The following is a 24,836-nucleotide window of genomic DNA, read 5'->3' on the forward strand; positions in this document are numbered from 1 at the left end:
GGCTGCGCTGCGACCTCCGCCCACCATCTCTTTCTTTTGCTCGAGTGGGCTGTCAGCCCCTCTCCGGCCGGCCCCCCCCCCCCCGCTCCTACAGGGTGGGTGTCGCTCAAAAGCCGTGTTCAGTAAGCGAAATCACTTGGCGCCCCAGACGCCACTCAACGCCTGCAACGCTGAACCGCCCGCGCCTTGCTGACCGAGGTACTGCAGAATCACCGGCACGAACTGGCTGACCATGCTGCTGTTCATGCCCAGCGCGCTGAACGCCTTGTTCACATCGCCCATGCTCTGCACGTCGCCCAGCGCGCTGTCGAGGGCAGAGTTGCTGCTTCCGGAATTGCCCAGCAGACCGCCAAGACCACTCAGGCTGCCGAGAGCCGATGTGCCGGCCAGTTGATCAAGGCCTGGCACCGATTTGCTCAGTTGCGAATAGTCATTGCCGGCGAGCTTGTTCTTGGCCAGACCCAACAAGGCGCCGGTCCCGCCCACGGCTTGCTCCGGCGTGACGTTCAATTGTGTGCCCAGCGTGTTCAATAGCCCGGCGGCCTCAGGCGCGGCGGTTGCCTTTTGCTGACCTCCAGTGGCGTTGGAAACAGCATTGGCCGCGTCATTCAGATTGAAAGCGAAGACCGGCGTGGCTGCCAGCGCCATCAGGCTCGCCAGCGCAGCACCACGTACATTTCTCATTGAAACTTTCATCGCAACAACCTCGTTTGCCAGGAGACCGGCATGGCCGGGTAAACACGCGTTGGACCGCCCCTCGGAGGGAAGTTCCACGCAGTGCCTCAGGGTTTGCTGACATAAAACAACCGCTGCGGCTCGAAGGTCCGCGCCAGCCGTTGATCCGCCGCCGTCGAGCCCGCCTGCAGGAGCCGGTGGCGAATGAACGCCTTATCGAAATGCTCACCGTTGTGAAGCTTCTCGCGCAGGCTGATCAAGCGCGTACCGCCCTGATGATCGGCACCGCGATATAGCGGTTCACTGAAGAGGCGCACCTGAGGGTCGGGGCTACCTCCGGTGGATTTCACCTGAACCTGGGTAATGATCGCGAAACCGGACAGCCAGGGCGACCAGAGCCGGGAAATGTCGGCTGCGAAACACTCACCCGGGGTGAAGTCAGCCTCGCAGTCCGCCAGCTCGCGGTAGGTCGGTGCGACGCGCACATGTTGGCGATACGCAGCGCGGTATCCAGCCTCGCACAGCGGCGGCGCAACCCCGCCCCAGATACACGCGTTCGGATTTTCAAAGAACATTTCCGACGATACCCAGCCCGATGTGACAGGCACCAGGTGAGCGCTGGTCAGCGTGGCAGGCAAGACAATGAGCGGCATTGCGACGAGGAAATGAATCGAGGTTCTGACGCACCAGACAAACATGCATGACTCACCAGCTGAAAAACGGGCCGGACAAATAGCACGGAGAAAAGGCCGCTGAAACAAGCGGGAATGGAATTCAAGCGCACCGCAATCATTTTCAGAAACGCCCTACAAATGCAGGGCTAGAGCCCTACGTCAAGCATAAAAAAAGCGACCCGAAGGTCGCCTTTTGTGAGGGTCAGAGGATCATGCGGCGCTGAACAGTTTGTGTGGGTCGATGACGAATTTCTTCGGCACCCCGGCATCGAATTCGCCGTAACCGCGCGGGGCGTCGTCGAGGCTGATCACTTCCACACCCACCACGTCGGCAATGTTGATGCGGTCCCACATGATGGCCTGCATCAGTTGGCGGTTGTACTTCATGACCGGTGTCTGCCCGGTGTGGAAGCTGTGGGATTTTGCCCAGCCCAGACCGAAACGAATGCTCAGCGCGCCGACCTTGGCGGCAGCGTCCACGGCGCCCGGGTCTTCCGTCACGTAAAGACCTGGAATACCAATCTTGCCGGCGACGCGAACCACCCCCATCAGCGAGTTGAGTACAGTGGCCGGTGCCTCGGCCTTGGCGCCCGCATGTCCATGGCCGCGCGCTTCGAAACCCACGGCATCGACGGCGCAGTCCACTTCAGGCTCGCCCAGCAGATCGGCGATCTGCTCGTGCAGCGGGGTGTCTTTGGACAGGTCGGCGATTTCGAAACCCTGTGCTTTGGCATGCGCCAGACGCACCGGGTTGACGTCACCGACGATAACGACTGCCGCGCCGAGCAAGCGGGCAGACGCCGCAGCGGCAAGCCCCACGGGACCGGCACCGGCGATGTACACCGAGCTGCCCGGACCCACACCGGCAGTGACCGCTCCGTGATAACCGGTTGGCAGGATGTCGGAAAGGCAGGTCAGGTCGCGGATCTTCGACATGGCTTTGTCGCGATCAGGAAGTTTGAGCAGGTTGAAGTCAGCGTAGGGCACGAGCACGTATTCGGCCTGGCCGCCGGTCCAGTCGCCCATGTCGACATAACCGTAGGCACCGCCGGCGCGGGCCGGGTTAACGGTCAGGCAAACGCCGGTGTGTTGCTCTTTGCAGGAGCGGCAACGGCCGCAGGCGACGTTGAACGGCACAGACACCAGATCGCCGATCTTGAGGTTTTCGACGTCGCTGCCCTTCTCGATCACTTCACCGGTGATTTCGTGACCCAGTACGAGGCCGACCTGGGCGGTCGTCCGGCCACGCACCATGTGTTGATCGGAGCCACAAATGTTGGTGGATACCACGCGCAAGATCACCCCGTGCTCGATCTTCTTGCCGCGCGGGTCCTGCATTTTGGGATAGTCGATTTTCCGTACTTCGACCTTGCCTGCGCCGAGATACACCACACCACGATTACCAGACATACATGTCACCTCTTTATTTGTTGTTGTAGAAGAGAGTGGATCGGGTTTCGAGCGGCAAGCTACAAGCCGCAAGAAGTGCGCACGCCGCCTTCTCTTGCGGCTTGAAGCTTAAAGCTTGCAACTACCCCCTACAGCACCACCGTCCTGTTGGCATTGAGAAACACCCGTCGCTCGATGTGGTAACCCACTGCACGCGCCAGGGTCAGGCCTTCGATGTCGCGGCCCTTGGCGATCAGGTCTTCAGGGTAGTGACTGTGGTCTACCACTTCCACGCCCTGGGCGATGATCGGCCCTTCATCCAGGTCGTTGTTGATGTAATGCGCTGTCGCGCCGACCAGTTTCACGCCCTTGTTGTAGGCCTGGTGATACGGCTTGGCGCCTTTGAAACCCGGCAGCAGCGAGTGATGAATGTTGATCGCCTTGCCGTCCAGCTTGCGGCACAGCTCCGGCGACAGCACCTGCATGTAGCGGGCAAGCACCACCAGTTCGGCGCCGGTGTCTTCGATCACCTTCATCACCCTGGCTTCCTGGGCCGGTTTGTCATTGGGGTCGAGTGGGAAATGGTAGTAGGGAATGTCGTGCCAGCGCGCCAGCGGTTCGAGGTCCGGGTGATTGGAAACGACGGCGACCACGTCCATGGACAGCTGATTGATGCGCTGGCGGTAGAGCAGATCGTTGAGGCAGTGGTCGGCCTTGGACACCATGATCACCACCTTCGGGCGGTAGTTCGGGGCGGTGAGTTCGAAGATCATGCCGAAGGATTCGCCGCGCTCGGCCAGGCCTGCACGGAAAGACGCTTCGTCAAACCCGTCCGGTTGGCGGAATTCGACGCGAATGAAGAATCGGCTGGACAGCCGGTCATCGAACGAATGGTGCTCAGTGACGTAACAGCCCTGCTCGAAGAGATAACGCGTCACCGCGTCCACCGTGCCCAGCACGCTGGGGCAGTCGGCGGTCAGAATCCAGGTATCGGGGGCGCGGCTCATAGGTATTCCTTGATCGTTCCCACGCTCCGCGTGGGAATGCAGTGGCTCATCGTTCCCACGCTCTGCGTGGGAATGCAGTTCAGGACGCTCCGCGTCCAATGTCGAGTGACGCGGAGCGTCGCGGGAGGCGTTACCACGCGAAGCGTGGGAACGATCAAATCAAGCAGCAACGCCCAAACCATATTCCGCGCTCGCATCCTGCAACCACAGCCACCAGTAATCGGCGAAGCTGCGGCGGATGACCAGTTCCCAGGTCTCTTCGCCGGTACGGCGGATCACCAACTGCGATTTGGCGAACACGGTGCCGATGGCCTTGCCTACCGGGAAGTTGTTCGGGTGTACGTCGTAGCTGGTGGATTTCATCAGCACTTCGCGGACTTTCGGGCCGGTCAGCTCCAGCAGCGATTGCCCGCCGCTGACGTTGACGACAGCGATGTGCAAACCGGCGAGCGCTTCACGCAGCTTCTGCTCGACGGCGAATTCTTCACCGGTCGGCACGATCAGCAGCCACTCATCCGGGCCAAGCCACTGGATCGAACTGTCACCGCTGGACACCAGCGCCAGCGCACCCGGCAACTCCATGCCCAATGCCTTATGCACGCCCGCCGCGAACGCCGGATCGTGGCCATTGCCACGGATGGTCAGGTGACCAAGCAGTTTTTTCTCCCGCAGCACGACGCCCGGATTGCTGCGGCCCTTGCCGATCAGGCTTTTAAGGTCAGCATGAAACAGCGGCGACTCGGCTTTGGCCTCGGTCGTTGGCCGCTGTTGGTAAACGTTGGCTGTGGTCATAGAGCACCTGTGTTGAATTCTGTTGTTTCAGTGAACGCAGACCTTGTAGGAGCGCGCTTGCCCGCGAATGGTATTTCTGACGACAGAGCTTTATCGGATGTACCTGGTTTCGCGAGCAAGCGCGCTCCTACAATTGATCGCGTTCCTCTGTAGGAGCCGGCTTGCTGGCGAACCGATCCGGCAACGCGACGTGTAAGACACACCGCGCGCGCCCACCGATCACTCCACGTTCTGCTGATCACCCTTCGGATCGAAGAACACCGAGGACACGATCTCCGCCTCGATCACCGACCCATCCGCCAGCGGCGCAAACACCCGCTCGCCCATGCGCTTCAGCCCGCCCTTCACAACGCCCATGGCGAACGAATAGCCCAGCGAGTTGGCCGTATAACTCGACGTCACGTGGCCCACCATCTTCATCGGGATCGACTGCTTCGGATCGAATACCAGTTGCGCGCCCTCCGGCAGCCACTGGGTCGGATCAATCGGCTTCAGGCCGACGAGTTGCTTGCGATCTTCCCGCACGCAGTCCTCACGGTTCATGCCGCGCTGGCCGATCCACGAGAAAGGCTTGGTGCGACCGACACACCAGCCCATGTTCAGATCGTCCGGGGTCATCGAGCCGTCGGTGTCCTGGCCGACGATGATGAAGCCCTTCTCGGCCCGAAGGACGTGCATCGTTTCAGTGCCGTACGGGGTCAGGTTGTACTGCTTGCCGGCTTCGGCGATTTTTTCCAGAACGCCCATGGCGTAGTCGGCCTGGATGTTCACTTCGTAGGAAAGCTCACCGGTAAACGAAATCCGGAACACCCGCGCCGGCACACCACCGACCAGACCTTCTTTCCAGGTCATGAACGGAAACGCTTCACGGCCCAAGTCGATGTCGGTCACTTCGCTGAGCAGCTTGCGGCTGTTCGGGCCCGACAGCGTCAGGGTCGCGTAGTGGTCGGTGACGGACGTGAAGTACACCTTCAGGTCCGGCCATTCCGTCTGTTGATAGATTTCCAGCCACTGCAGGACGCGTGCAGCGCCACCGGTGGTGGTGGTCATGATGAAGTGGTTGTCGGCGATGCAGGCGGTCACGCCGTCGTCGAAGACCATGCCGTCTTCCTTGCACATCAGGCCGTAACGCGCTTTGCCCACATCAAGCTTGGTCCAGGCGTTGGTGTAGATGCGGTTCAGAAACTCACGTGCATCCGGGCCTTGAATGTCGATCTTGCCCAGCGTCGATGCGTCCAGCAGACCGACGCTGTCGCGCACGGCCTTGCATTCACGGCGCACGGCGGCGTGGATATCTTCACCGGCTTTGGGGAAATACCACGGACGCTTCCACTGCCCGACATCCTCGAATTCGGCGCCGTTCTTCACGTGCCACGCATGGAGCGCGGTGAAGCGCACAGGCTCGAAGACGTGACCGCAGTGACGGCCGGCAATGGCGCCGAACGTCACCGGCGTGTAGTTCGGGCGGAACATGGTGGTGCCCATTTCCGGGATCGATACGTTCAGCGAGCGGGCCGCGATGGCCAGGCCGTTGACGTTGCCGAGCTTGCCCTGATCGGTACCGAAACCCAGCGCGGTGTAGCGTTTGACGTGCTCGACGGACTCAAAGCCCTCGCGGGTCGCCAGTTCGATGGCCGCTGCGGTGACGTCATTCTGCAGGTCGACGAATTGCTTCGGCGCGCGGGCTGTGCCCTTTTCGTGCGGGACTTGAAACAGCGCCAGTGTTGGTTCTTCCACACGACTCAGGGCTTTGGGCAGTACGCCTTCGACCGGTTTGAAACCGGCTTCGCTGGCGGCACGAACACCCCCCTCAAAACCGTCGGCCAGCGAGTCGCCGAGGGCGTAAACGCCGTTCACACCACCGACGCAGACACGTTTCTGCGGCGCTTCACCTGGCACGAAACCGAGGATGTCTTCGCGCCAGACCGGCTTGCCGCCCAAGTGCGAGGCCAAGTGAACGATCGGACTGTAACCTCCGGAGCTGGCCACCAGATCGCAGTCGAGCCATTCGCCCGGGCTGGCGACCTTGTGGGCTTTGACGTCGATGGCGGCCACGCGGGCGGCACTGACGCGCTTGCTGCCACGGGCTTCCACCACGGCGCTGCCGGTCAGAATACGAATGCCTTTGGCACGGGCTTCTTCGACCAACGCACCGCGCGGGTTGTGACGCGCATCGGCGACGGCGACCACCTGCAGGCCAGCGTCGAGCCAGTCCAGCGCCACGCGATAGGCGTAATCGTTGTTGGTCGACAGCACCAGTTTCTTGCCCGGCGCCACACCATAACGGCGCACGTAAGTGGAAACCGCGCCGGCCAGCATGTTGCCCGGCACATCATTGTTGCCGTAAACCAGCGGACGCTCGTGGGTGCCGCTCGCCAGCACCACGCGCTTGGCGCGAACCCGGTGCATGCGCTGACGTACCTGGCCGATCGGTGCGCGGTCGCCCAGATGATCGGTCAGCCGCTCGTGAATGGTCAGGAAGTTGTGGTCGTGGTAGCCGTTCACCGTGGCGCGGGGCAGCAGGGTGACGTTGGGCAGGCCTTTGAGTTCGGCCACCACCGTCGCCACCCATTCCGCCGCCGGTTTGCCGTCCAGACTTTCGCGGCTGTCCAGCAGGCTGCCGCCGAATTCTTCCTGCTCGTCTGCCAGGATGACCCGAGCACCGCTGCGCGCAGCGGCCAGTGCAGCGGCCAGACCTGCAGGCCCGGCGCCGACCACCAGCACGTCGCAGTGCTGGTTCATGTTGTCGTAGGTGTCCGGATCCAGCTCGGTCGGCGAACGCCCGAGACCTGCTGCTTTACGGATGTACTTCTCGTAAGTCATCCAGAACGACTGCGGGTACATGAAGGTTTTGTAGTAGAAGCCCGGCGGCATCAGCTTGCCGCCGACCTTGCCGAGAATGCCCATCATGTCGGTGTTCACGCTCGGCCAGCCATTGGTGCTGGTCGCAACGAGTCCCGAATAAAGCGCCTGTTGCGTGGCGCGCACGTTGGGGATCTGCGTGGCTTCGGTGGCGCCGATCTGCAGCACGGCATTTGGCTCTTCGGAACCTGCCGCAAAGATGCCGCGAGGGCGCGAATACTTGAAGCTGCGGCCGATGATGTCGACACCGTTGGCGAGCAAGGCGGCGGCCAGGGTGTCGCCTTCAAAGCCCTGATAGGTCTGGCCGTTGAAATTGAAATTCAGGACCTTGCTGCGATCGATGCGGCCGCCGTTGGGCAGGCGATTGGACTGGCTCATACCTGATCCCCCTTTCTGATCGCAGGCGCAGGATTGACGAACTGAGGCTGCGTGCCGATCGGATAGGTTTCGAGAATTTCGTAGGTCACGGTGTCACGCGTGGTGTTGAAGTACTGCCGGCAACCCGCCGCGTGAATCCATAACTCGTGGTGCAAACCGCGCGGGTTGTCGCGGAAAAACATGTAGTCGCCCCACTCTTCGTCGGTGCAGGCCGCCGGGTCCAGCGGACGCGGGATATGGGCCTGACCGGAGACATGGAATTCCTCTTCGGAGCGCAGTTCGCCACAGTGAGGACAGAAGATATGCAACATGGGAAAGTCCTCTGTTAGTGGGCTACGGCTGCAGCGCCGTGTTCATCGATCAATGCGCCGTTGTGGAACCGGTCGATTGAGAAGGGTTTGGCCAGCGGGTGCATTTCGCCTTTCGCCAGGCTTGCAGCAAACACGTTGCCCGAGCCCGGCGTCGCCTTGAAGCCACCGGTGCCCCAACCGCAGTTGAAGAACATGTTCGGCACCGGCGTCTTGGAAATGATCGGGCAGGCGTCCGGCGTGGTGTCGACGATGCCGCCCCACTGGCGGTTCATGCGCACCCGGGACAGCACCGGGAACATCTCGACGATGGCCTGAATGGTGTGCTCGATCACCGGGTACGAGCCGCGCTGGCCGTAGCCGATCCAGCTGTCGATACCGGCACCAATCACGAGGTCGCCCTTGTCGGACTGGCTGATGTAACCGTGAACGGCGTTGGACATGATCACGCTGTCGATGATGGGCTTGATCGGCTCGGACACCAGCGCTTGCAACGGATGAGACTCAACCGGCAGACGGAACCCTGCGAGCTTGGCCATGTGGCCGGAATTGCCGGCCGTCACCACGCCGACGCGCTTGGCACCGATAAAGCCCTTGTTGGTTTCGACGCCGATGCACACGCCGTTTTCCTTGCGGAAGCCGGTCACTTCGGTCTGTTGAATCAGGTCCACACCCAAGGCATCGGCGGCACGGGCATAGCCCCAGGCCACAGCGTCATGACGCGCCACACCGCCGCGACGTTGCACGGTGGCGCCAATGATCGGGTAACGGGTATTTTTCGAGCAGTCGAGGTACGGAATTTCTTCAGCCACTTGCTTGCCGTTGAGCAGCTCGCCGTCGACGCCGTTGAGACGGTTGGCGCTGACGCGGCGCTCGGAATCACGCATGTCCTGCAGGGTGTGGCACAGGTTGTAAACGCCGCGCTGGGAGAACATGACGTTGTAGTTGATGTCCTGGGACAGGCCTTCCCACAGTTTCATCGCGTGTTCGTACAAGTGCGCAGACTCGTCCCACAGGTAATTGGAACGCACGATGGTGGTGTTGCGCGCGGTGTTGCCGCCGCCCAGCCAGCCTTTTTCGACCACGGCCACGTTAGTGATGCCGTGCTCTTTTGCGAGGTAGTAGGCCGTCGCCAGACCGTGTCCGCCGCCGCCCACAATCACGACGTCATAGACCTTTTTCGGGGTCGGCGTGCGCCACATGCGCTGCCAGTTTTCGTGGTGGCTGAGGGAGTGTTTTAAGAGGCCGAAGCCCGAGTAATGCTGCATGGTGCGACTCCTGACTCAGCGGTAAACCGGGAAATCGGCGCACAGCGCGGAGACCTGCCCGGCAACATTGGCCTCGACATCGGCGTCGCCGAGGTTGTCGAGGATGTCGCAGATCCAGCCTGCCAGCGTGATGCACTGGGTAACTTTGAAACCGCGCGTGGTCACGGCGGGGGTGCCGATGCGCAGGCCCGACGTCACGAACGGCGACTGCGGATCGTTCGGCACGGCGTTCTTGTTGACGGTGATGTGCGAGCGACCGAGGGCCGCGTCGGCGTCCTTCCCGGTCAGGCCCTGACGAATCAGGCTGACGAGGAACAGATGGTTATCGGTCCCGCCCGACACTACGTCGTAGCCGCGATCGATGAACACTTGCGCCATGGCCTGAGCGTTATCGATCACTTGCTGTTGATAGGCTTTGAAACCGGGCTCCATGGCTTCCTTGAAGCACACGGCCTTGCCGGCAATCACGTGCATCAATGGGCCACCCTGGGCACCCGGAAACACAGCGGAATTGAGCTTCTTCTCGATCTCTTCGTTGGCTTTGGCCAGGATCAAGCCGCCACGCGGACCGCGCAGGGTTTTGTGGGTGGTGGTGGTGACCACATCGGCGTACGGGAGCGGGTTCGGGTACAGACCGGCGGCGACCAGACCGGCGACGTGGGCCATGTCCACAAACAACAGCGCGCCCACTTTGTCGGCGATCTCGCGGAAGCGCGGGAAATCCAGGGTTTTGGAGTAGGCCGAGAAACCGGCAACGATCATCTTCGGTTTGTGCTCGACGGCCAGTCGCTCGACTTCGTCGTAATCGATCAGGCCGGTGGCAACGTCGATGCCGTATTGAACGGCGTTGTACAGCTTGCCCGAGGACGACACTTTGGCGCCGTGGGTCAGGTGACCGCCGTGGGCCAGGCTCATGCCCAGCAACGTGTCGCCGGCTTGCAGCAGCGCCAGATAAACCGCGCTGTTGGCCGACGAACCGGAATGCGGCTGGACGTTGGCGTAGTCGGCGCCAAACAGCAGCTTGGCGCGATCGATCGCCAGTTGCTCGACCTTGTCGACGTGCTCGCAGCCGCCGTAGTAACGCTTGCCCGGATAACCCTCGGCGTATTTGTTGGTCAGGCCGCTGCCCTGTGCCTGCATCACACGCTGGCTGGTGTAGTTCTCCGAGGCGATCAGCTCGATGTGGTCTTCCTGACGCTGCTCCTCGGCATTGATCGCAGCCATCAGTGCATCGTCATAACCCTGGATCTGGTCTTGCTTGCTGAACATCGCGGTTCTCCCAGCGGCGGCGCGGCGCCTGAATGATCGACAGGGCCTAGAGCTGCCCTTTGGCCACGATGGTAGGGCTGACGCTGACAGCCCAGATGCCTACGCACGCCACACAAAGGCGCGTTTACGACATGGGATGATGGGGGGCAGGATTTGCTCGATTCTGCGGGGTGTGAAAACAAAAATCCCCGGACGAGGCCGGGGATCTAGATGGAACGATGTCGCAATCAGACCGGTTTTACAGGCAACAAGCCATCCGACCGGAACATGCTGCGGATACCCCGCACGGCCTGACGGATGCGGTCCTGATTCTCGATAAGCGCAAAGCGCACGTGATCGTCGCCGTATTCACCAAAACCGACACCAGGCGAAACGCAGACTTTGGCTTCGGCGAGCAGCTTTTTGGCGAATTCCAGCGATCCCAAGTGTGCGTAAGCCTCGGGTATCTTGGCCCAGACGTACATCGAGGCTTTCGGGTTTTCGACCATCCAGCCCAGTTCGTGCAGGCCTTTAACCAGCACGTTACGGCGCTGGCGGTACTGCTCGGCGATGTCGAGCACGCATTGCTGATCACCTTCCAGCGCGGCGATGGCGGCCACTTGCAGCGGCGTGAACGTGCCGTAGTCGTGGTAGCTCTTGATCCGCGCCAGGGCGTTGACCAGCTCGGGGTTGCCGACCATAAAGCCGATCCGCCAGCCTGCCATGTTGTAGCTCTTGGACAGAGTGAAGAATTCGACGGCGATGTCCTTGGCGCCGGGGACCTGCATGATCGAAGGGGCTTTCCAGCCGTCGTAGACGATGTCGGCGTAGGCCAGGTCGTGAACCACCAGCACGTCGTACTGCTTGGCGAGGGCAACCACGCGCTCGAAGAAATCCAGCTCGACGCATTGAGCGGTCGGGTTGGACGGGAAACCCAGAATCATCATCTTCGGTTTCGGGATCGAGCCGCGAATGGCTTTCTCCAGCTCGGCGAAGAAGTCCACACCCGGCACCAGCGGCACGGAGCGCACCTGGGCCCCGGCGATCACGGCGCCGTAGATGTGAATCGGGTAACTGGGGTTCGGCACCAGAACGGTGTCGCCCTGGTCCAGCGTGGCGAGCATCAGATGCGCCAGGCCCTCTTTGGAGCCGATGGTGACGATGGCTTCGTCTTCAGGGTCGATGTCGACGTCGTAGCGTTTTTTGTACCAGCTGGAAATCGCCCGACGCAGACGCGGGATGCCACGCGAAGTCGAGTAGCCGTGAGTGTCTTCACGTTGGGCGACGGTGACCAGTTTCTCGACGATATGCGGCGGCGTTGCCCCATCGGGGTTGCCCATGCTCAGGTCGATGATGTCCTCACCACGACGACGCGCAGCCATTTTCAGCTCGGCGGTGATGTTGAACACGTAAGGGGGGAGTCGATCGATGCGCGCGAAGCGGCGCGGCGAACCTTGGTCTGCCATGGAAACCTCTGAAGACGTAAGCGCCCGGAACCGTCCGAGCGACGCTGGCCACTGCGGTGGCCTGAGGCGGAAGATACGGGCGGGGATGGCGGTTTGTCTAGAGCGAATTCGGCTACGAACGACCATTAGTAGGACCGGCTTTAGCCGGGAAGGCGTCGGGGGTCACGCCGCGAAATTGAGGGTGCTCTCTCGGGCCTCTTCCCGGCTGAAGCCGGTCCCACTGAATCACCGCGATTAAATAGTGGGACTGGCTTTAGCCGGGAAGGCGTCCGAGGTCGCGACGCGAAACCAAGGGCGCACACGCTGAGCACATCTCCGACACATCGCCGTCATTCGATGATCTGCCGCAGCCCAAACAGCAGCAAAAAATGCACCGGATAAATCAGGTACGCCCATTGCCGCATCGGCCACACACGAAATGCCGGGCGTCCGCGCATAATCGCCAACCCCAACAGCGGCGCCAGCAGGCAAGCCACCAGCGCGCCGATGGAAATCGGGTCACCCCACAGCATGCCGTCGATGATCTTCGGCCACTCGTTGCTCAATAAACAGACAATCCCCGGCACAATCGCCAGCCATAACGAGGTGCGCAGCACGATCACGAACGCCAGAGGCAGCAACACCCCGTACATGCCGAACATCAACTGCGGCCCAAACAGAACACCTACACCCAAGGCAGCAATACCCAGCAGCCTCGCCGGCCACGAGCTACTCAATCCGCCCTGCGCGACCAGCAAACCCAGTGCCAGCGTCGGCAATACATTCAGCGTCGTGACCTCACCCGCCATGTAAATCCGATAGGGCAGCTCAGCGATCACAGAAAACACGGCCAGCCAGGCCAGATATTTCCACTTGATTGATGAATCAACTTCGCGCCGGCCATTGCGCACGAGATTCACCGCGATTGCCAGGCAGAACCACGGGAACGCCAGACGTCCCGGTACGTACAGCCAATTGGCGTGCCAGCCGACATAGCGCAGGTGATCCATCACCATACTCAGCATCGCCAGCCACTTGAGCAGGTCCAGCGCGCGATCGCGCACGGGTGCGGTCATTGATTTCGTGTCGGTCATATTGCTTCGCTGTCTGGCTGAATTTTCTGACGCAAGAATGCATGACCAAACCGATCAACTTTGGTTACAGTCGCAGGCTTCGATTACAGGGAACCGGCCATGTCAGACCAAAGCCAGCAGTTTGCCAGCGACAACTATTCGGGAATCTGCCCGGAAGCGTGGGCGGCCACGGAGCAAGCCAACCACGGGCACCAGCGTGCCTATGGCGACGATCAGTGGACAGCACGCGCGGCCGATCAATTCCGTCAGTTGTTCGAAACAGACTGCGAGGTGTTCTTCGCTTTCAACGGCACGGCGGCCAACTCCCTGGCGCTGTCTTCGCTCTGCCAGAGCTACCACAGCGTCATCTGCTCGGAAACGGCTCACGTCGAAACGGACGAATGCGGCGCACCGGAATTCTTCTCCAACGGCTCCAAACTGCTGACCGCACGCAGCGAGAACGGCAAGCTGACACCCGCTTCCATTCGCGAAGTCGCGCTCAAACGCGCCGATATCCACTATCCAAAACCCCGCGTGGTCACACTGACCCAGGCCACGGAAGTGGGCAGTGTCTATCAGCCGCAAGAGCTCAAAGCGATCAGCGAGACCTGCAAGGAGCTGGGCCTGAACCTTCACATGGACGGCGCCCGCTTTGCCAATGCCTGCGCCTTCCTCGGTTGCTCGCCTGCCGAGCTGACCTGGAAATCAGGGGTCGATGTGCTGTGCTTCGGTGGCACCAAAAACGGCATGGCGGTGGGCGAGGCGATTCTGTTCTTCAACCACAAGCTCGCCGAAGACTTCGACTACCGCTGCAAACAGGCCGGTCAACTGGCCTCGAAGATGCGTTTCCTGTCAGCGCCCTGGGTGGGTTTGCTGGAAAACGACGCCTGGCTCAAGCACGCCCGTCACGCGAATAGCTGCGCGCAGTTGTTGGCGGATCTGGTGAAGGATATTCCCGGCGTTGAGTTGATGTTCCCGGTGCAGGCCAACGGCGTGTTCCTGCAATTGTCGGAAGCGGCCATTGCTGCGCTGACTGCACGAGGCTGGCGCTTCTACACTTTCATCGGCGTCGGCGGCGCGCGCTTCATGTGCTCGTGGGACACCGAAGAAGCGCGAGTGCGCGAGCTGGCAGCGGACATCCGATTGGTGATGGGGAGCTGAAATCAGCCAGCTCATCTGCACGCCGCAGCCCATCAGCAGTCTGCAGATGGACTGAACCGGTGCCTCACCCCTGAGCGATCACCTTCTCGATCACCTCAACCGTCGCGCTGACTTTGTCTTCATAACGGCTCAGCGCTTCGGCGTGTTGCTGCTTGAGTTCGATCTGCTTTGAACACAGGTTCAGCGCGGCGAGCACCAGAAGACGATCGCCGATCAATGTCGGGTAGCTGCGCTTGGTTTCAAACAGCGCCGATTTCAGCATCGACACAGCGTCCATCAAGGTCTGCTCTTGGCCGGCAGGTGCCTTGATCGTGTAGTCGTTGCCAAGGATGGAAATAACCTTGGCGCCGTCCTGGTCCGTGATCATGCGTCAACCGCGCTGACGCTGGTGGCGCGATCAACCAACGCCTGAATACGTGCGGCGGTCGCACCCTGTTTTTCTTCCTGCTCCATCAGACTCAACTGCAGACTGTCGTTGTCATCCCTGACTTGTTTCAACTCTTCGGCGAGTTGTGCGTTCGTGTTCTGCAGCTCCTGATTGTGCTGTACCAGGTCACTGACGAGTTTTTCCAACTGGCTTAGGGATGCTTCCAACATTTTGATATCTCAGGCAAATTTCAAAGGGCGCGTACGATAAAGAAAAGTCACTTTAGCTACCAGTGAAATCAGGGCATTCACGCCACTACACCGACCAACAAGCATCTCTACAACTCTATTCCGCAAACGCATAACGGCCCTGATTGACTACGTTTTTGCGGTCTTGTTCCTGCGGCTCGTCAGATCGCGCCTCTGCGACATAACCGCACAGAGCAGACAATCGGCATCAAGTCCCCATGAAGCGGACCGATAAACCGTGCATCTCTGTCACTTCTCTCTTTCGTCTCGCATGGATCGCGGCCTCTCCTGGAACCGTAATGTCCCTACGTAATTTGAATATAGCGCCCCGCGCCTTTCTCGGGTTTGCCGTCATCGGCCTGCTGATGCTGATTCTGGGCATCTTCGCCCTGTCGCAGATGAACAAGATCAACAACGCCAACGTCGACTTGGCCACCAACAGCGTGCCGAGCATCAAGGCGCTGGATAAATTGACCGAAGGCAGTATTCGTCTGCGTGTGCTGTCCTATCGCCTGATGCTCAACCGCGACCCCGACACGCTGCAGAAAACCACTGAATTGTTCGCCATGCGCAACAAGCAGATCGACGATGCCCGGGCCGTCTACGTCAAGCTGATTTCCGAGCCGGCGGAGCAGTCGGCCTACGACCAGTACGTCCAGTTGCTCAACGATTATCGCCAGCTCGAAAGCCGTATGAAGACGCTGAGTCAGGCCAACGAAATGACCGAACTGACCCGTCTGCTCAGCGCCGATCTGCAGACCAACTCGGACCAGATGAACGTGGTGCTCTCCAAGCTGATCGAGATGAACACCCAACAGGTCAATGAAGCCAGTGCGACGGCCACTCAACAGTACTCGACCGCGTTCACGATGGTCGTCACGCTGCTCATCATTGCCACTGTGTTGACCTTGCTGTTCGCCTGGCTGCTGACCAACAGCATCACCCGCCCTATCGCTTCGGCGCTGCACGCCGCTGAGGACATCGCCGAGGGCGACCTGACGCGCACCATCACGGTGGACGGTACTGACGAAGCGGGCCGCTTGCTGGCCGCGATGTTGAAGATGCAGTCCAAACTGCGCGACACCCTGCAGCGTATTTCCGGTTCGGCCACTCAGCTCGCTTCGGCGGCCGAGGAGCTGAACACCGTTACCGACGAGAGCGCGCGTGGCTTGTCCCAACAGAATGACGAAATCGAACAGGCGGCCACTGCGGTCAACCAGATGACCAGCGCCGTGGAAGAAGTCGCACGCAATGCTGTGAGCACCTCGGAAGCGTCGAAAAACGCCACCACGTCCGCCAGCGATGGCCGCGACCTGGTGCAGGAAACCGTCAGCGCCATTGAGCGCATGAGCACCGACGTGCAAAGCACGTCCGCTTTGATCGGCAACCTGGCGGACGAGTCCCGCGACATTGGCAAGGTGCTGGATGTGATCCGCGGTCTGGCGGACCAGACCAACCTGCTGGCCCTCAACGCCGCCATTGAAGCCGCCCGTGCGGGTGAAGCGGGTCGCGGTTTTGCGGTGGTTGCCGACGAAGTCCGCGCCCTTGCCCACCGCACCCAGCAATCGACCAGCGAAATCGAGCGCATGATCGGCAGCATCCAGGGCGGCACCGAGCAGGCTGTGAACTCCATGCGCAGCAGCACCGAACGCGCCGAGTCCACCCTGAACATCGCCAAGGGCGCCGGCCTTGCGCTGGACACCATCAACACCGCCGTTGTGGAAATCAACGAGCGCAACCTGGTGATCGCCAGCGCGGCCGAAGAGCAGGCCCAGGTCGCTCGCGAAGTGGACCGCAATCTGGTCAACATCCGCGACCTGTCGACTCAATCGGCGACCGGCGCCAATCAGACCAGCGCTGCGAGCAACGAGCTGTCGCGTCTGGCCATGGATCTGAACGGAATGGTTGCGCGCTTCAAGGTGTAAGCAACCCGTCGATCACAGTGTAGGACCGCGCCTGCCCGCGAAAAAAACAACGCGGTCTCTCAGGTAGACCGCGTCATCGCCCATCGCGGGCAAGCGCGCTCCTACACAGGTCGATCAATATTCGATCCGCACGTCACCCTTAGGCACGCTGCAGCACGCCAGGATGTAGCCTTCGTCTACGTCGTCGTCGGTGATGCCGCCGTTGTGCTCCATCTCGACTTCCCCGCTCAGCTTCATCACTTTGCACGTGCCGCATATGCCCATGCCACACGCTTTGGGGATCATCAGGCCGAGCTTGGCAGCGGCGGCGTGGACGGTTTCCCCAGGCGCGACGCGGATGCTCTTGCCGGTGTCGGTGAATTCCACCTGATTCAATTCAGCGACATCCAGATCCGGCGCATCGGCGGCCTGCTCGGCATGCTCCACGGCATCGGCGCGGGCTTCCGGCGGCGTCGCGCCGAAGGATTCTTCGTGGTACTGAGCCATGTTGAAACCGTTGGCTTCAAGCAACCGCTTGACCGCACTCATATACGGCGTCGGCCCGCAGCAGAACACCTCGCGCTCCATGAAATCCGGCGCCATCAGTTCGAGCATCTTCTGATTCAGATAACCGCGATAGCCCGCCCACGGCTCACCCAACCCATGCTTTTCACAGACGATGTGCAGGGCGAAGTTGTTGATTCGCGACGCCATCTGTTCCAGCTCGCGGTGGTAGATGATGTCTTTGGGTGAGCGCGAACTGTGCACGAAGACCATGTCAACGTTGGCGTTGGTGTCGTAATACCAGCGTGCCATGGACATGACCGGCGTGATACCGACGCCGCCACTGAGATAAAGGATTTTCGGGTTCGGGAAATCGATGGCGTTGAACAGACCCACCGGCCCGTGCACGGCCAGTTCCTGACCTTCGTGGAGCGTGTCGTGCAGCCAGTTCGAAACCTTGCCGCCGGGCACACGCTTGATGGTGATCGAAAAGCTGTACGGCACCGAAGGCGAACTGGAGATGGTGTAGGAGCGCATGATCGGCACGCCGTCGATTTCCAGCTCCAGGGTGACGAACTGACCGGGCTTGAAGAAGAACAGAATCGGCTGGTCGGCCATGAAGCAGAACGTGCGCACGTCCCAGGTTTCCTGGATCACTTTGACGACCCGCACCAGATGGCGGCCGTTGGCCCAGGTCTGGGTGTTGACCGGGCTGAGGAAACTCTGGGACATACACACTCTCCACGGCCGACGGTCGGCCTCTCATGGTGGCGATTCTGCGTAACGCGCGAGCCGCCTATTTACCTATCAGCGACATTCACATACTTATGGCGACCAGCCCCGGTCTATAGGGGTCGGGCCGTCGGAAACGGATTCGGCCATGTCGCCCATGGATAAGGTTAAGGTCGCGCCCGGCTCCACACTCGCCCTCAATTCATTACAGATTCTTTATCCATTGGCATGAGCGACAGAAATCACTGCCGCCTCGCGCGCTTCGCTACACACCCACCGTATGAGCCACATTCGTAGACTGCGCAAAGCGCGGCCTGAGGACTTGAAAGATGGACGTCACCGCAACTCTGAGCTTGGGCGATCCGCTGGAACCTGCGCGCAAGGCGACTGCCGAGATGCTGCACACCCGCGAGCGCACTTACTCGCTGCCGCAGCCTTTCTACAGCGATGAGCGGCTGTTTGAAATCGACATGCAGGAAATCTTTCAGAAAGAGTGGCTGATCGCGGGCATGACCTGCGAAGTGCCGGCGAAGGGTAACTTCCTTACCCTCCAGATCGGCAAGAACCCGATCCTGGTCGTGCGCGGGCCTGACGGCTCGATCAATGCATTCCACAACGTCTGCCGCCACCGCGGTTCTCGCCTGTGCACCAAGGAAAAAGGCAAGGTCGCCAAGCTGGTTTGCCCTTACCACCAGTGGACCTACGAACTCGACGGTCGCCTGCTGTACGCGGGCACCGAGATGGGTGCGGATTTCGACATGAAGGCGTTCGGCCTCAAGCCGGTGCACTGCAAAGTGGCAGGCGGGTACATCTTCATCAGCATGGCGAGCAATCCGCCCGCTATCGACGCGTTCCTGCAGACGCTCAATCACTACATGGAACCGTACGACATGGAGAACACCAAGGTGGCGGTGCAAACCACCCTGGTCGAAAAAGCCAACTGGAAGCTGGTGCTGGAAAACAATCGCGAGTGCTACCACTGCAATGCGTCGCACCCCGAACTGCTAAACACCTTGCTGGAGTGGGACGACGTCACCGACCCGCGCGCCGACCAGGCCTTCAAGGACCACGTCGCAGCCTCCGCGGCCGCCTGGGAAGCCGAAAAAATTCCGTTCGCCCACGCCAGCTTTGGCCTGCGCAACCGCATCGTGCGCATGCCGCTGCTCAAAGGCACCGTCTCGATGACGATGGATGGCAAGCAAGGCAGCAAGAAACTGATGGGGCGCATCCAGAACCCGGACCTGGGCTCGATGCGCATCCTGCACCTGCCCCACTCGTGGAACCACTGCATGGGCGACCACGTCATCGTATTCACCGTATGGCCGGTCAGCGCGCAGGAAACCCTCGTCACCACTAAATGGCTGGTCCACAAGGACGCCGTCGAGGGCGTTGACTACGACGTTGCACGCCTGCGTGAAGTCTGGGACGCCACCAACGACCAGGACCGCCGTCTGGCCGAAGAAAACCAGCGCGGCATCAACTCCATCGCTTACCAGCCGGGTCCGTACTCGAAGACCTATGAATTCGGTGTGGTGAATTTCATCGACTGGTACAGCGCAAAATTGCTGGAAAACATGGGCGCCGAGCCTGCTTCATATTTGAAAGGTGTGGCGGTTAACCACGAGTAGGGAATTACCTGTCGGATTTGAACTGACACCTTCGCGGGCAACCGCGCTTCTACAGACATTCGTGCTGTAGAAGCGCGCTTGCCCGCGTTGCGTTTTCGGTGGGTGACGGGAATCGGTGTGAGGCTGGCCGTGTCCGCATGCAATCCAGGCTGCTTTGATAGCTGGCCAAAAAATAAATGATCATTTTTTGATCATATCGCTCAACCGACCGGATTCAGGGGTTAAACCCCGACCGCGAACATGTTATCCACAGAAGCGCCAACAGCCTATGTGTGTAAGTCCGCCGGCTGCTGTGGAAAAGCATTAAATGGGCTAAAGAACGATAGTAAGGGACCTAGAGCGGCGCTGGATGACCATCATTGGTTAAATTTTGACCAAAGCCCTACGAGCCACGTACTACAAGGGATTCAGTGGATCACGAACATGTTATCCACAGCCCCGCTCACAGAGAATGTGGGTAAGAACAGGCTCCGCAGACTCCAGCTTGTGGAAAAATCCCTTAAGAATCCGTGAGATAGGCTGATCAAAAATTGACCACCCAGCTGTGAGCCATACTAAACAAGGCCTGTAGCAATGTCCGAACAGTTTATCCACAGGCGGATCAACAGCGATTGTGGGTAATGCAGTTTTACTACAAACCGAATCAGACGCGTCTGACATTCACATCTTTCTCGGAGCGGTAGACTCCCGCCCATCATCGATTCGGAGTGGCTAAAAATGACGTCAAGAGTCCGGTTTTCTGAGCAGGTTGTTCTGCGGGCAAACGCTCAGCTCATACAACAACGCGGTCGGCCTACCAGCCTTCCTCGGGAGCTGCTGGGTATCGTGACCTACAGACCCAGAACGCTCCAGGAGATTAAAAGCGCATTCGCCTCCGCCTACGCAAAAATGCAGCGGACCTGATGACCATGGCGAGAGGAGGCTACAACTACATCTACAAGGAACTGGTCGCGGACGAGAGCGACATTCTGGGTAAGCTGGTTGCCCGATCATTCAACTACAAGTGAAGAAGGCGCCACCTAGGACGCTTTCCTCAATGCTGAAAAGCGCTCAGCGCACCACCCCCTCCTCCACCAGCAGTTTCAAAATCGCCGCAGCCCCCTCCTGAGCAGTCACCCCCTTGAGCACCTGCCCACCGCCGCCGCTCGCTTTCGCTGTCGCGGCCTTCATGCGATCAGCGCCGCTCTTTGCTTTGATGACCTTCAAGCGTTTTGGCCGTGGTTTCGCGGGCGTCAGCTCTGCGCCGGTGAACACTTCGTCGATGACCACTTCAATCTCTTCCACATCCAGCAAACCGCGTTGCGCCGGGCCGTAAGCGCTTTGCCGGGGTTTCGGTGCAGAGTTATCCACAGTCGCCAAAAACGGCAGCCGGACTTTAAGCCGACGGCGTTGGCCTCTTGGGAGTGCTTGCAGCACCTGGGCATTGCCGTTGCTCATGGACTCAACCTCAGCCAGACCCACTACCAGCGGCCAGCCAAGCTTTTCAGCCAGCAAATAAGGGAGCAGGCCGGACCCTTCGCCCGTCTCGGCCTGACTGCCGGTCAGCACCAGCTGCACGCCCGACTCGCGAATGTAATCCGTCAGCCCAGGCAACGCGTCCGCGCCCGTCGGTTGAGCCAGCACGTGCAGCTCGTCCACGCCCATGCCCAGGTAGCCACGTAATGCGGGTTCCTCGGCATCACCCGCATGTAACACGTGCAAGTTATCCCCAGCCAGTTGCAACCCCAGTTCCACTGCGCGGGCGTCCTGCTCGGCGCGACGCGGCCGTCCCGACGTCGGGTGCGCACCGACGGAGACGAGGCTGATCACGTGCAGCGCACCTTTATCCACAGAGACACCCATTTCAGGCTGCATCGCGCTTCGCCCCATTCCGGTATGTATCGACCGCTTCAATCAGCGCCTCGAGAATGGCAGCGCTTTCGCCGATCACGGACAGATCGGCCCGCTTGATCATGTCGCAGGTCGGGTCAAGGTTGATGGCCACCACTTTGTCGCAGGCGCCAATGCCCTGTAAATGCTGGATCGCACCGGAAATCCCGACCGCCACGTACACCCGGGCAGTGACCCAGGTGCCGGACGCACCGACCTGACGATCCCGGGTCATGAAGCCATCGTCGACGGCCACACGAGATGCGCCTTCAGTAGCGCCCAGCGCGATAGCCGTGCGGTGAAACAGAGACCAGTCCTTGACCCCGTTACCACCCGAAAATATGAATTCAGCTTCGGACATGGGGATAAGTGCAGGATCGACCGCCACGGCACCAAGGTCCTCGATGCGCGGCAAGCTGCGTGCAACAGCTGTGGATAACTCCACGGGCAGTGCTTCGTGCCGTGTCTCACTCACGGGCTCGGCGCATTCCGCTTGAGCGAGAATCAGGCGTGACACGGGACGCGACAGATCCTCCGCGCCAGCACCTGCACGACCGATGCACCGTTCGCCAGCCACTTGCCAGACGCGTGTCGACGGACGCTCGCCCAGGCTGGCCGCAAAGCGGCGCCCCAACTCGCCCCCACCATTTCGGCTGTCGGGCAGTAGCCAGTGATGCGGGTCGAACTGGTTATCCACAGCCCGCAAACCTTGCACACGTTGCTCGGGTGAATAACCGCTGAACTCGCTGCCTTCCAGAATCAGGAGCCGATCCACGCCGGCGGTGTCGAACGTCGTTTCTTTGTGCTCGCCAAAAATTACCGCCAGTACAGCGCCCTCGTTGCCAGCCAGGCCATGGGCCAAGCCCAGCAGGTCGCGATCATGGCTGCTCAGACGGCCGCCGACCATGTCGGGAACGACAGCGATGTAAAAGGCCGGCGTCGTAATCCGATGCAATGGCAATTGCACGTCCACAGACGCGGAGCGTTTGACCGCGCCGCCTTGTTGCGCCCCGCTTCGATCAATGCGTTTGATCCCGTTGGGACCGATGAAACCGATGCCATGCACGTTTTTACGCAGCACCCCGTTGGGGCCCATCCAGGTGGTTTGCGCCGGTTGCATGGCGGCGTGCAAGGGATGCAGGCGGTTTCGTGCGATCCACTCAGCGCGTGGGTCACGGCGGATAATGTCGCTCATCAATGGGCCTCCGCAGGTTCACGTCGGGCCGCTGCCGGCTTTGCAGGCGCGGTTTCTTCAAGCAGGGCGTCAGCCACCAGTTCGGCGATGTCCTTGATCATCGGCCGTGGCTCGACCACGCCTTCAAGCATCGCGGTGCACTGTGGACAACCCACAGCCACCACCTCGGCTCCGGTCTCGCGGATGTCATCCATGCGCATGTCAGGAATCCGTTGCCTGCCGGGAATATCGGTGATCGGCGCGCCGCCACCGCCGCCGCAGCAACGTGAGCGGAACCCGGAACGGACCATTTCCTTGACTTCGATGCCCAGCGCACGCAGCACATCGCGCGGCGCCTGGTACTCGCCATTGTAACGGCCGAGGTAGCAGGGATCGTGATAGGTGACGCTGGCACCTTTGTGCCGGCCCAGATTCAAGGCGCCTTTGACTATCAGCTCTGCCAGATACGTGCTGTGGTGCTGTACGACGTAGTGGCCCTCGAACGCACCGTATTCGTTTTTCAGCACATGAAAGCTGTGCGGGTCGCAGGTGACGATGCGCTTGAAGTCGTACTGCGCCAGCGTCTGGATGTTGCGGCTGGCGAGCATCTGGAACGTGGCTTCATCACCCAGACGCCGCGCAACATCGCCGCTGTCACGTTCTTCTAGGCCCAGCACAGCGAAATCGACCTTGGCCGCCTTCAGTACTTTGACGAAGGCCCGCAAGGTGCGTTGATTGCGCATGTCGAACGCGCCATCGCCCACCCAGAACAGCACGTCCACGGTTTTCTTGTGGCTCATGATGTCCAGATTCAGGTCGGCCGCCCAGTTCATGCGTCCGCCCGGAGCGAAGCCGCCCGGGTTGTCCGTTGCGATGAGGTTTTCCAACACCTCGGCGCCCTTGTTGGGGGTGGCGCCCTTTTCGAGGGTCAGATGCCGACGCATGTCGACGATCGCGTCAACGTGCTCGATCATCATCGGGCACTCTTCCACGCAAGCCCTACAGGTCGTACACGACCACAGGGTGTCGGCGTCGACCAGTCCATTGACGATGGGTTGATGAGGATTGCCGCCATGCTCGCCGACAGGCTTGCCTTGGCCGTCAAGGGACGGATAGGGACTTCCCGCAAAGTTTGCATCAGTGCCGCCCGTCAGGCCGACGACCATGTCTTGGATCAGCTTTTTCGGGTTCAGCGGTTGGCCCGCAGCGAAGGCCGGGCACGCGGCCTCGCACTTGCCGCACTGCACGCATGCATCGAAACCGAGTAGCTGGTTCCAGGTGAAATCCTTGGGTTTTTCCACGCCCAGCGGTGCGGTTTTGTCTGCCAGATCGAGGGGTTTCAGCCCTGTCGAACGGCCACCGCCGAAGCGCTCCGGGCGGCGGTGAAAGGCTAGGTGCAGCGCGCCGGCGAAGGCGTGTTTCATCGGACCGCCCCAAGTCATGCCGAGGAATAATTCGCAGACGCCCCACAGCACGCCAATGCCCAGAATGATCGCCAGCAACCAACCGCCGAAGTTCGCCGGCAGCACGCCCGCAACGGGCAACGTGATGATAAAGAACGAGCCCGAGAACGCCAGCAGGCTTTTCGGCAGGCGCATCCACGGGCCTTTCGACAAACGACTCGGCGGATTGCGACGACGCAGGTACATGAAGATCGCGCCGACGAACATCACGGCCGACATCAGCAACAGCGCGTAGCCGAGGACACGGTTGTGCAGGCCAAAACCGTGCACCAGAATCGCAAGCACGATGGACGCAACCGCGCCGCCCGCCGTGGCCACGTGGGTGTTGGCGATGCATTTGTCCCGGGCGACGACGTGGTGCAGATCGACCATGTAGCGCTTGGGCATCGCCAGCAATCCGCCGAGCAGGTCAACCTTGGCGGCACGCCCGTTGCGCCAAAGGCTTACCCGCCGCAGCGCACCAAGGACCGCCAGGCCCAGGGCAGCGAAGAGCAGGATGGGAAGAAGGGTGTTTAGCATGTGGAGCTCCCAAAGACTCAGGGTCTTGCAGGTCGAGATGCCTTACTCGGTTCCGGTAGGAGTGAGCTTGCTCGCGAAGCCGTGACATTCAACATGGATGTCTACAGACCCGCCGCTTTCGCGAGCAAGCTCACTCCTACAGGGTTGT

At 60.7% G+C, this 24,836-nt stretch carries 20 protein-coding genes; 3 read left to right on the top strand and 17 right to left on the bottom strand.

Annotated features, from left to right (window positions below):
• Positions 1-132: 132 nt before the first annotated feature.
• The 11 genes from ACYAR8_RS11335 to ACYAR8_RS11385 all read right to left on the bottom strand — a co-directional run bounded on the left by ACYAR8_RS11335 (position 133) and on the right by ACYAR8_RS11385 (position 13,140).
• The gene (locus ACYAR8_RS11335) at positions 133-684 is read right to left on the bottom strand and encodes a DUF2780 domain-containing protein (protein WP_463579920.1); all 552 of its coding nucleotides are present in this window, start codon (positions 682-684) and stop codon (positions 133-135) included.
• Positions 685-782: 98 nt separating this feature from the next.
• Positions 783-1,373, bottom strand: coding sequence for a DUF1190 domain-containing protein (locus ACYAR8_RS11340; protein ID WP_463579921.1), 591 nt, complete (start codon positions 1,371-1,373; stop codon positions 783-785).
• Between the two features lie 186 nt (positions 1,374-1,559).
• On the bottom strand, positions 1,560-2,759 hold the full coding sequence (gene fdhA, locus ACYAR8_RS11345; protein ID WP_074886796.1) for a formaldehyde dehydrogenase, glutathione-independent: 1,200 nt from the start codon (positions 2,757-2,759) through the stop codon (positions 1,560-1,562).
• Between the two features lie 128 nt (positions 2,760-2,887).
• Positions 2,888-3,745 (bottom strand): formyltetrahydrofolate deformylase, encoded by an 858-nt coding sequence (purU, locus tag ACYAR8_RS11350; protein ID WP_065991274.1) that lies wholly within the window; start codon positions 3,743-3,745, stop codon positions 2,888-2,890.
• Between the two features lie 159 nt (positions 3,746-3,904).
• Positions 3,905-4,537, bottom strand: a complete 633-nt coding sequence (locus ACYAR8_RS11355; RefSeq protein ID WP_463579922.1) for a sarcosine oxidase subunit gamma — start codon at positions 4,535-4,537, stop codon at positions 3,905-3,907.
• Between the two features lie 219 nt (positions 4,538-4,756).
• Positions 4,757-7,777, bottom strand: coding sequence for a sarcosine oxidase subunit alpha (locus ACYAR8_RS11360; protein WP_463579923.1), 3,021 nt, complete (start codon positions 7,775-7,777; stop codon positions 4,757-4,759).
• The gene (locus ACYAR8_RS11365; protein ID WP_074886785.1) at positions 7,774-8,088 is read right to left on the bottom strand and encodes a sarcosine oxidase subunit delta; all 315 of its coding nucleotides are present in this window, start codon (positions 8,086-8,088) and stop codon (positions 7,774-7,776) included. Before ACYAR8_RS11365 ends, ACYAR8_RS11360 begins: the two co-directional genes overlap by 4 nt.
• 14 nt (positions 8,089-8,102) lie before the next feature.
• Entirely contained in the window at positions 8,103-9,353 is a 1,251-nt protein-coding gene (locus tag ACYAR8_RS11370) for a sarcosine oxidase subunit beta family protein (protein ID WP_265388000.1), read from the bottom strand.
• A 15-nt stretch (positions 9,354-9,368) separates the two neighbouring features.
• Complete coding sequence (glyA, locus tag ACYAR8_RS11375; protein ID WP_463579924.1) at positions 9,369-10,622, bottom strand: serine hydroxymethyltransferase; 1,254 nt, start codon at positions 10,620-10,622, stop codon at positions 9,369-9,371.
• A gap of 227 nt (positions 10,623-10,849) precedes the next feature.
• A complete protein-coding gene (gene alaC, locus ACYAR8_RS11380) occupies positions 10,850-12,067 on the bottom strand; it encodes an alanine transaminase (RefSeq protein ID WP_463579925.1) in 1,218 nt (405 codons plus the stop codon).
• A 329-nt stretch (positions 12,068-12,396) separates the two neighbouring features.
• The gene (locus ACYAR8_RS11385) at positions 12,397-13,140 is read right to left on the bottom strand and encodes a TraX family protein (RefSeq protein ID WP_463579926.1); all 744 of its coding nucleotides are present in this window, start codon (positions 13,138-13,140) and stop codon (positions 12,397-12,399) included.
• A gap of 99 nt (positions 13,141-13,239) precedes the next feature.
• Between ACYAR8_RS11385 and ACYAR8_RS11390 the strand changes: the two genes are divergently transcribed.
• Positions 13,240-14,280: a threonine aldolase family protein gene (locus ACYAR8_RS11390; RefSeq protein ID WP_074886770.1), complete on the top strand. Its 1,041-nt coding sequence runs from the start codon at positions 13,240-13,242 to the stop codon at positions 14,278-14,280.
• A gap of 64 nt (positions 14,281-14,344) precedes the next feature.
• Here the strand turns inward: ACYAR8_RS11390 and ACYAR8_RS11395 are convergent, their stop codons facing one another.
• Together ACYAR8_RS11395 and ACYAR8_RS11400 are read right to left on the bottom strand one after the other, a co-directional pair.
• Complete coding sequence (locus ACYAR8_RS11395) at positions 14,345-14,647, bottom strand: cell division protein ZapA (protein ID WP_065991262.1); 303 nt, start codon at positions 14,645-14,647, stop codon at positions 14,345-14,347.
• A complete protein-coding gene (locus ACYAR8_RS11400; RefSeq protein ID WP_074886764.1) occupies positions 14,644-14,877 on the bottom strand; it encodes a hypothetical protein in 234 nt (77 codons plus the stop codon). The genes ACYAR8_RS11395 and ACYAR8_RS11400 overlap by 4 nt, the downstream gene beginning before the upstream one ends.
• Before the next feature lie 317 nt (positions 14,878-15,194).
• Between ACYAR8_RS11400 and ACYAR8_RS11405 the strand changes: the two genes are divergently transcribed.
• Positions 15,195-16,820, top strand: coding sequence for a methyl-accepting chemotaxis protein (locus tag ACYAR8_RS11405; RefSeq protein WP_463579927.1), 1,626 nt, complete (start codon positions 15,195-15,197; stop codon positions 16,818-16,820).
• A gap of 114 nt (positions 16,821-16,934) precedes the next feature.
• Here the strand turns inward: ACYAR8_RS11405 and gbcB are convergent, their stop codons facing one another.
• The gene (gene gbcB, locus ACYAR8_RS11410; protein WP_065991259.1) at positions 16,935-18,035 is read right to left on the bottom strand and encodes a glycine-betaine demethylase subunit GbcB; all 1,101 of its coding nucleotides are present in this window, start codon (positions 18,033-18,035) and stop codon (positions 16,935-16,937) included.
• 329 nt (positions 18,036-18,364) lie between these two features.
• Here gbcB and gbcA point away from each other — a divergent pair, with 329 nt between their 5' ends.
• Positions 18,365-19,663 carry a glycine-betaine demethylase subunit GbcA gene (gene gbcA, locus ACYAR8_RS11415; protein ID WP_074886756.1) on the top strand — a complete coding sequence of 433 codons (1,299 nt, stop codon included), beginning with the start codon at positions 18,365-18,367 and terminating at the stop codon, positions 19,661-19,663.
• A 1,050-nt stretch (positions 19,664-20,713) separates the two neighbouring features.
• Here the strand turns inward: gbcA and etfB are convergent.
• Genes etfB through dgcB form a run of 3 tightly spaced genes read right to left on the bottom strand, consistent with a single transcriptional unit; the run spans position 20,714 to position 24,688 of the window.
• On the bottom strand, positions 20,714-21,517 hold the full coding sequence (gene etfB / locus ACYAR8_RS11420; protein WP_463579928.1) for an electron transfer flavoprotein subunit beta: 804 nt from the start codon (positions 21,515-21,517) through the stop codon (positions 20,714-20,716).
• Entirely contained in the window at positions 21,507-22,727 is a 1,221-nt protein-coding gene (gene etfA / locus ACYAR8_RS11425; protein WP_074886747.1) for an electron transfer flavoprotein subunit alpha, read from the bottom strand. The genes etfB and etfA overlap by 11 nt, the downstream gene beginning before the upstream one ends.
• Positions 22,727-24,688, bottom strand: a complete 1,962-nt coding sequence (gene dgcB, locus ACYAR8_RS11430; RefSeq protein ID WP_463579929.1) for a dimethylglycine demethylation protein DgcB — start codon at positions 24,686-24,688, stop codon at positions 22,727-22,729. The genes etfA and dgcB overlap by 1 nt, the downstream gene beginning before the upstream one ends.
• Positions 24,689-24,836: the final 148 nt, after the last annotated feature.

This window comes from Pseudomonas sp. HP_01, from assembly GCF_055284355.1.

Excerpts from the sequence above, each read along its gene's own strand:
- ACYAR8_RS11335 (WP_463579920.1), bottom strand. The coding sequence starts at position 684 with ATGAGAAATGTACGTGGTGCTGCGCTGGCGAGCCTGATGGCGCTGGCA.
- ACYAR8_RS11340 (WP_463579921.1), bottom strand. The coding sequence starts at position 1,373 with ATGTTTGTCTGGTGCGTCAGAACCTCGATTCATTTCCTCGTCGCAATG.
- fdhA (WP_074886796.1), bottom strand. The coding sequence starts at position 2,759 with ATGTCTGGTAATCGTGGTGTGGTGTATCTCGGCGCAGGCAAGGTCGAA.
- purU (WP_065991274.1), bottom strand. The coding sequence starts at position 3,745 with ATGAGCCGCGCCCCCGATACCTGGATTCTGACCGCCGACTGCCCCAGC.
- ACYAR8_RS11355 (WP_463579922.1), bottom strand. The coding sequence starts at position 4,537 with ATGACCACAGCCAACGTTTACCAACAGCGGCCAACGACCGAGGCCAAA.
- ACYAR8_RS11360 (WP_463579923.1), bottom strand. The coding sequence starts at position 7,777 with ATGAGCCAGTCCAATCGCCTGCCCAACGGCGGCCGCATCGATCGCAGC.
- ACYAR8_RS11365 (WP_074886785.1), bottom strand. The coding sequence starts at position 8,088 with ATGTTGCATATCTTCTGTCCTCACTGTGGCGAACTGCGCTCCGAAGAG.
- ACYAR8_RS11370 (WP_265388000.1), bottom strand. The coding sequence starts at position 9,353 with ATGCAGCATTACTCGGGCTTCGGCCTCTTAAAACACTCCCTCAGCCAC.
- glyA (WP_463579924.1), bottom strand. The coding sequence starts at position 10,622 with ATGTTCAGCAAGCAAGACCAGATCCAGGGTTATGACGATGCACTGATG.
- alaC (WP_463579925.1), bottom strand. The coding sequence starts at position 12,067 with ATGGCAGACCAAGGTTCGCCGCGCCGCTTCGCGCGCATCGATCGACTC.
- ACYAR8_RS11385 (WP_463579926.1), bottom strand. The coding sequence starts at position 13,140 with ATGACCGACACGAAATCAATGACCGCACCCGTGCGCGATCGCGCGCTG.
- ACYAR8_RS11390 (WP_074886770.1), top strand. The coding sequence starts at position 13,240 with ATGTCAGACCAAAGCCAGCAGTTTGCCAGCGACAACTATTCGGGAATC.
- ACYAR8_RS11395 (WP_065991262.1), bottom strand. The coding sequence starts at position 14,647 with ATGATCACGGACCAGGACGGCGCCAAGGTTATTTCCATCCTTGGCAAC.
- ACYAR8_RS11400 (WP_074886764.1), bottom strand. The coding sequence starts at position 14,877 with ATGTTGGAAGCATCCCTAAGCCAGTTGGAAAAACTCGTCAGTGACCTG.
- ACYAR8_RS11405 (WP_463579927.1), top strand. The coding sequence starts at position 15,195 with ATGTCCCTACGTAATTTGAATATAGCGCCCCGCGCCTTTCTCGGGTTT.
- gbcB (WP_065991259.1), bottom strand. The coding sequence starts at position 18,035 with ATGTCCCAGAGTTTCCTCAGCCCGGTCAACACCCAGACCTGGGCCAAC.
- gbcA (WP_074886756.1), top strand. The coding sequence starts at position 18,365 with ATGGACGTCACCGCAACTCTGAGCTTGGGCGATCCGCTGGAACCTGCG.
- etfB (WP_463579928.1), bottom strand. The coding sequence starts at position 21,517 with ATGCAGCCTGAAATGGGTGTCTCTGTGGATAAAGGTGCGCTGCACGTG.
- etfA (WP_074886747.1), bottom strand. The coding sequence starts at position 22,727 with ATGAGCGACATTATCCGCCGTGACCCACGCGCTGAGTGGATCGCACGA.
- dgcB (WP_463579929.1), bottom strand. The coding sequence starts at position 24,688 with ATGCTAAACACCCTTCTTCCCATCCTGCTCTTCGCTGCCCTGGGCCTG.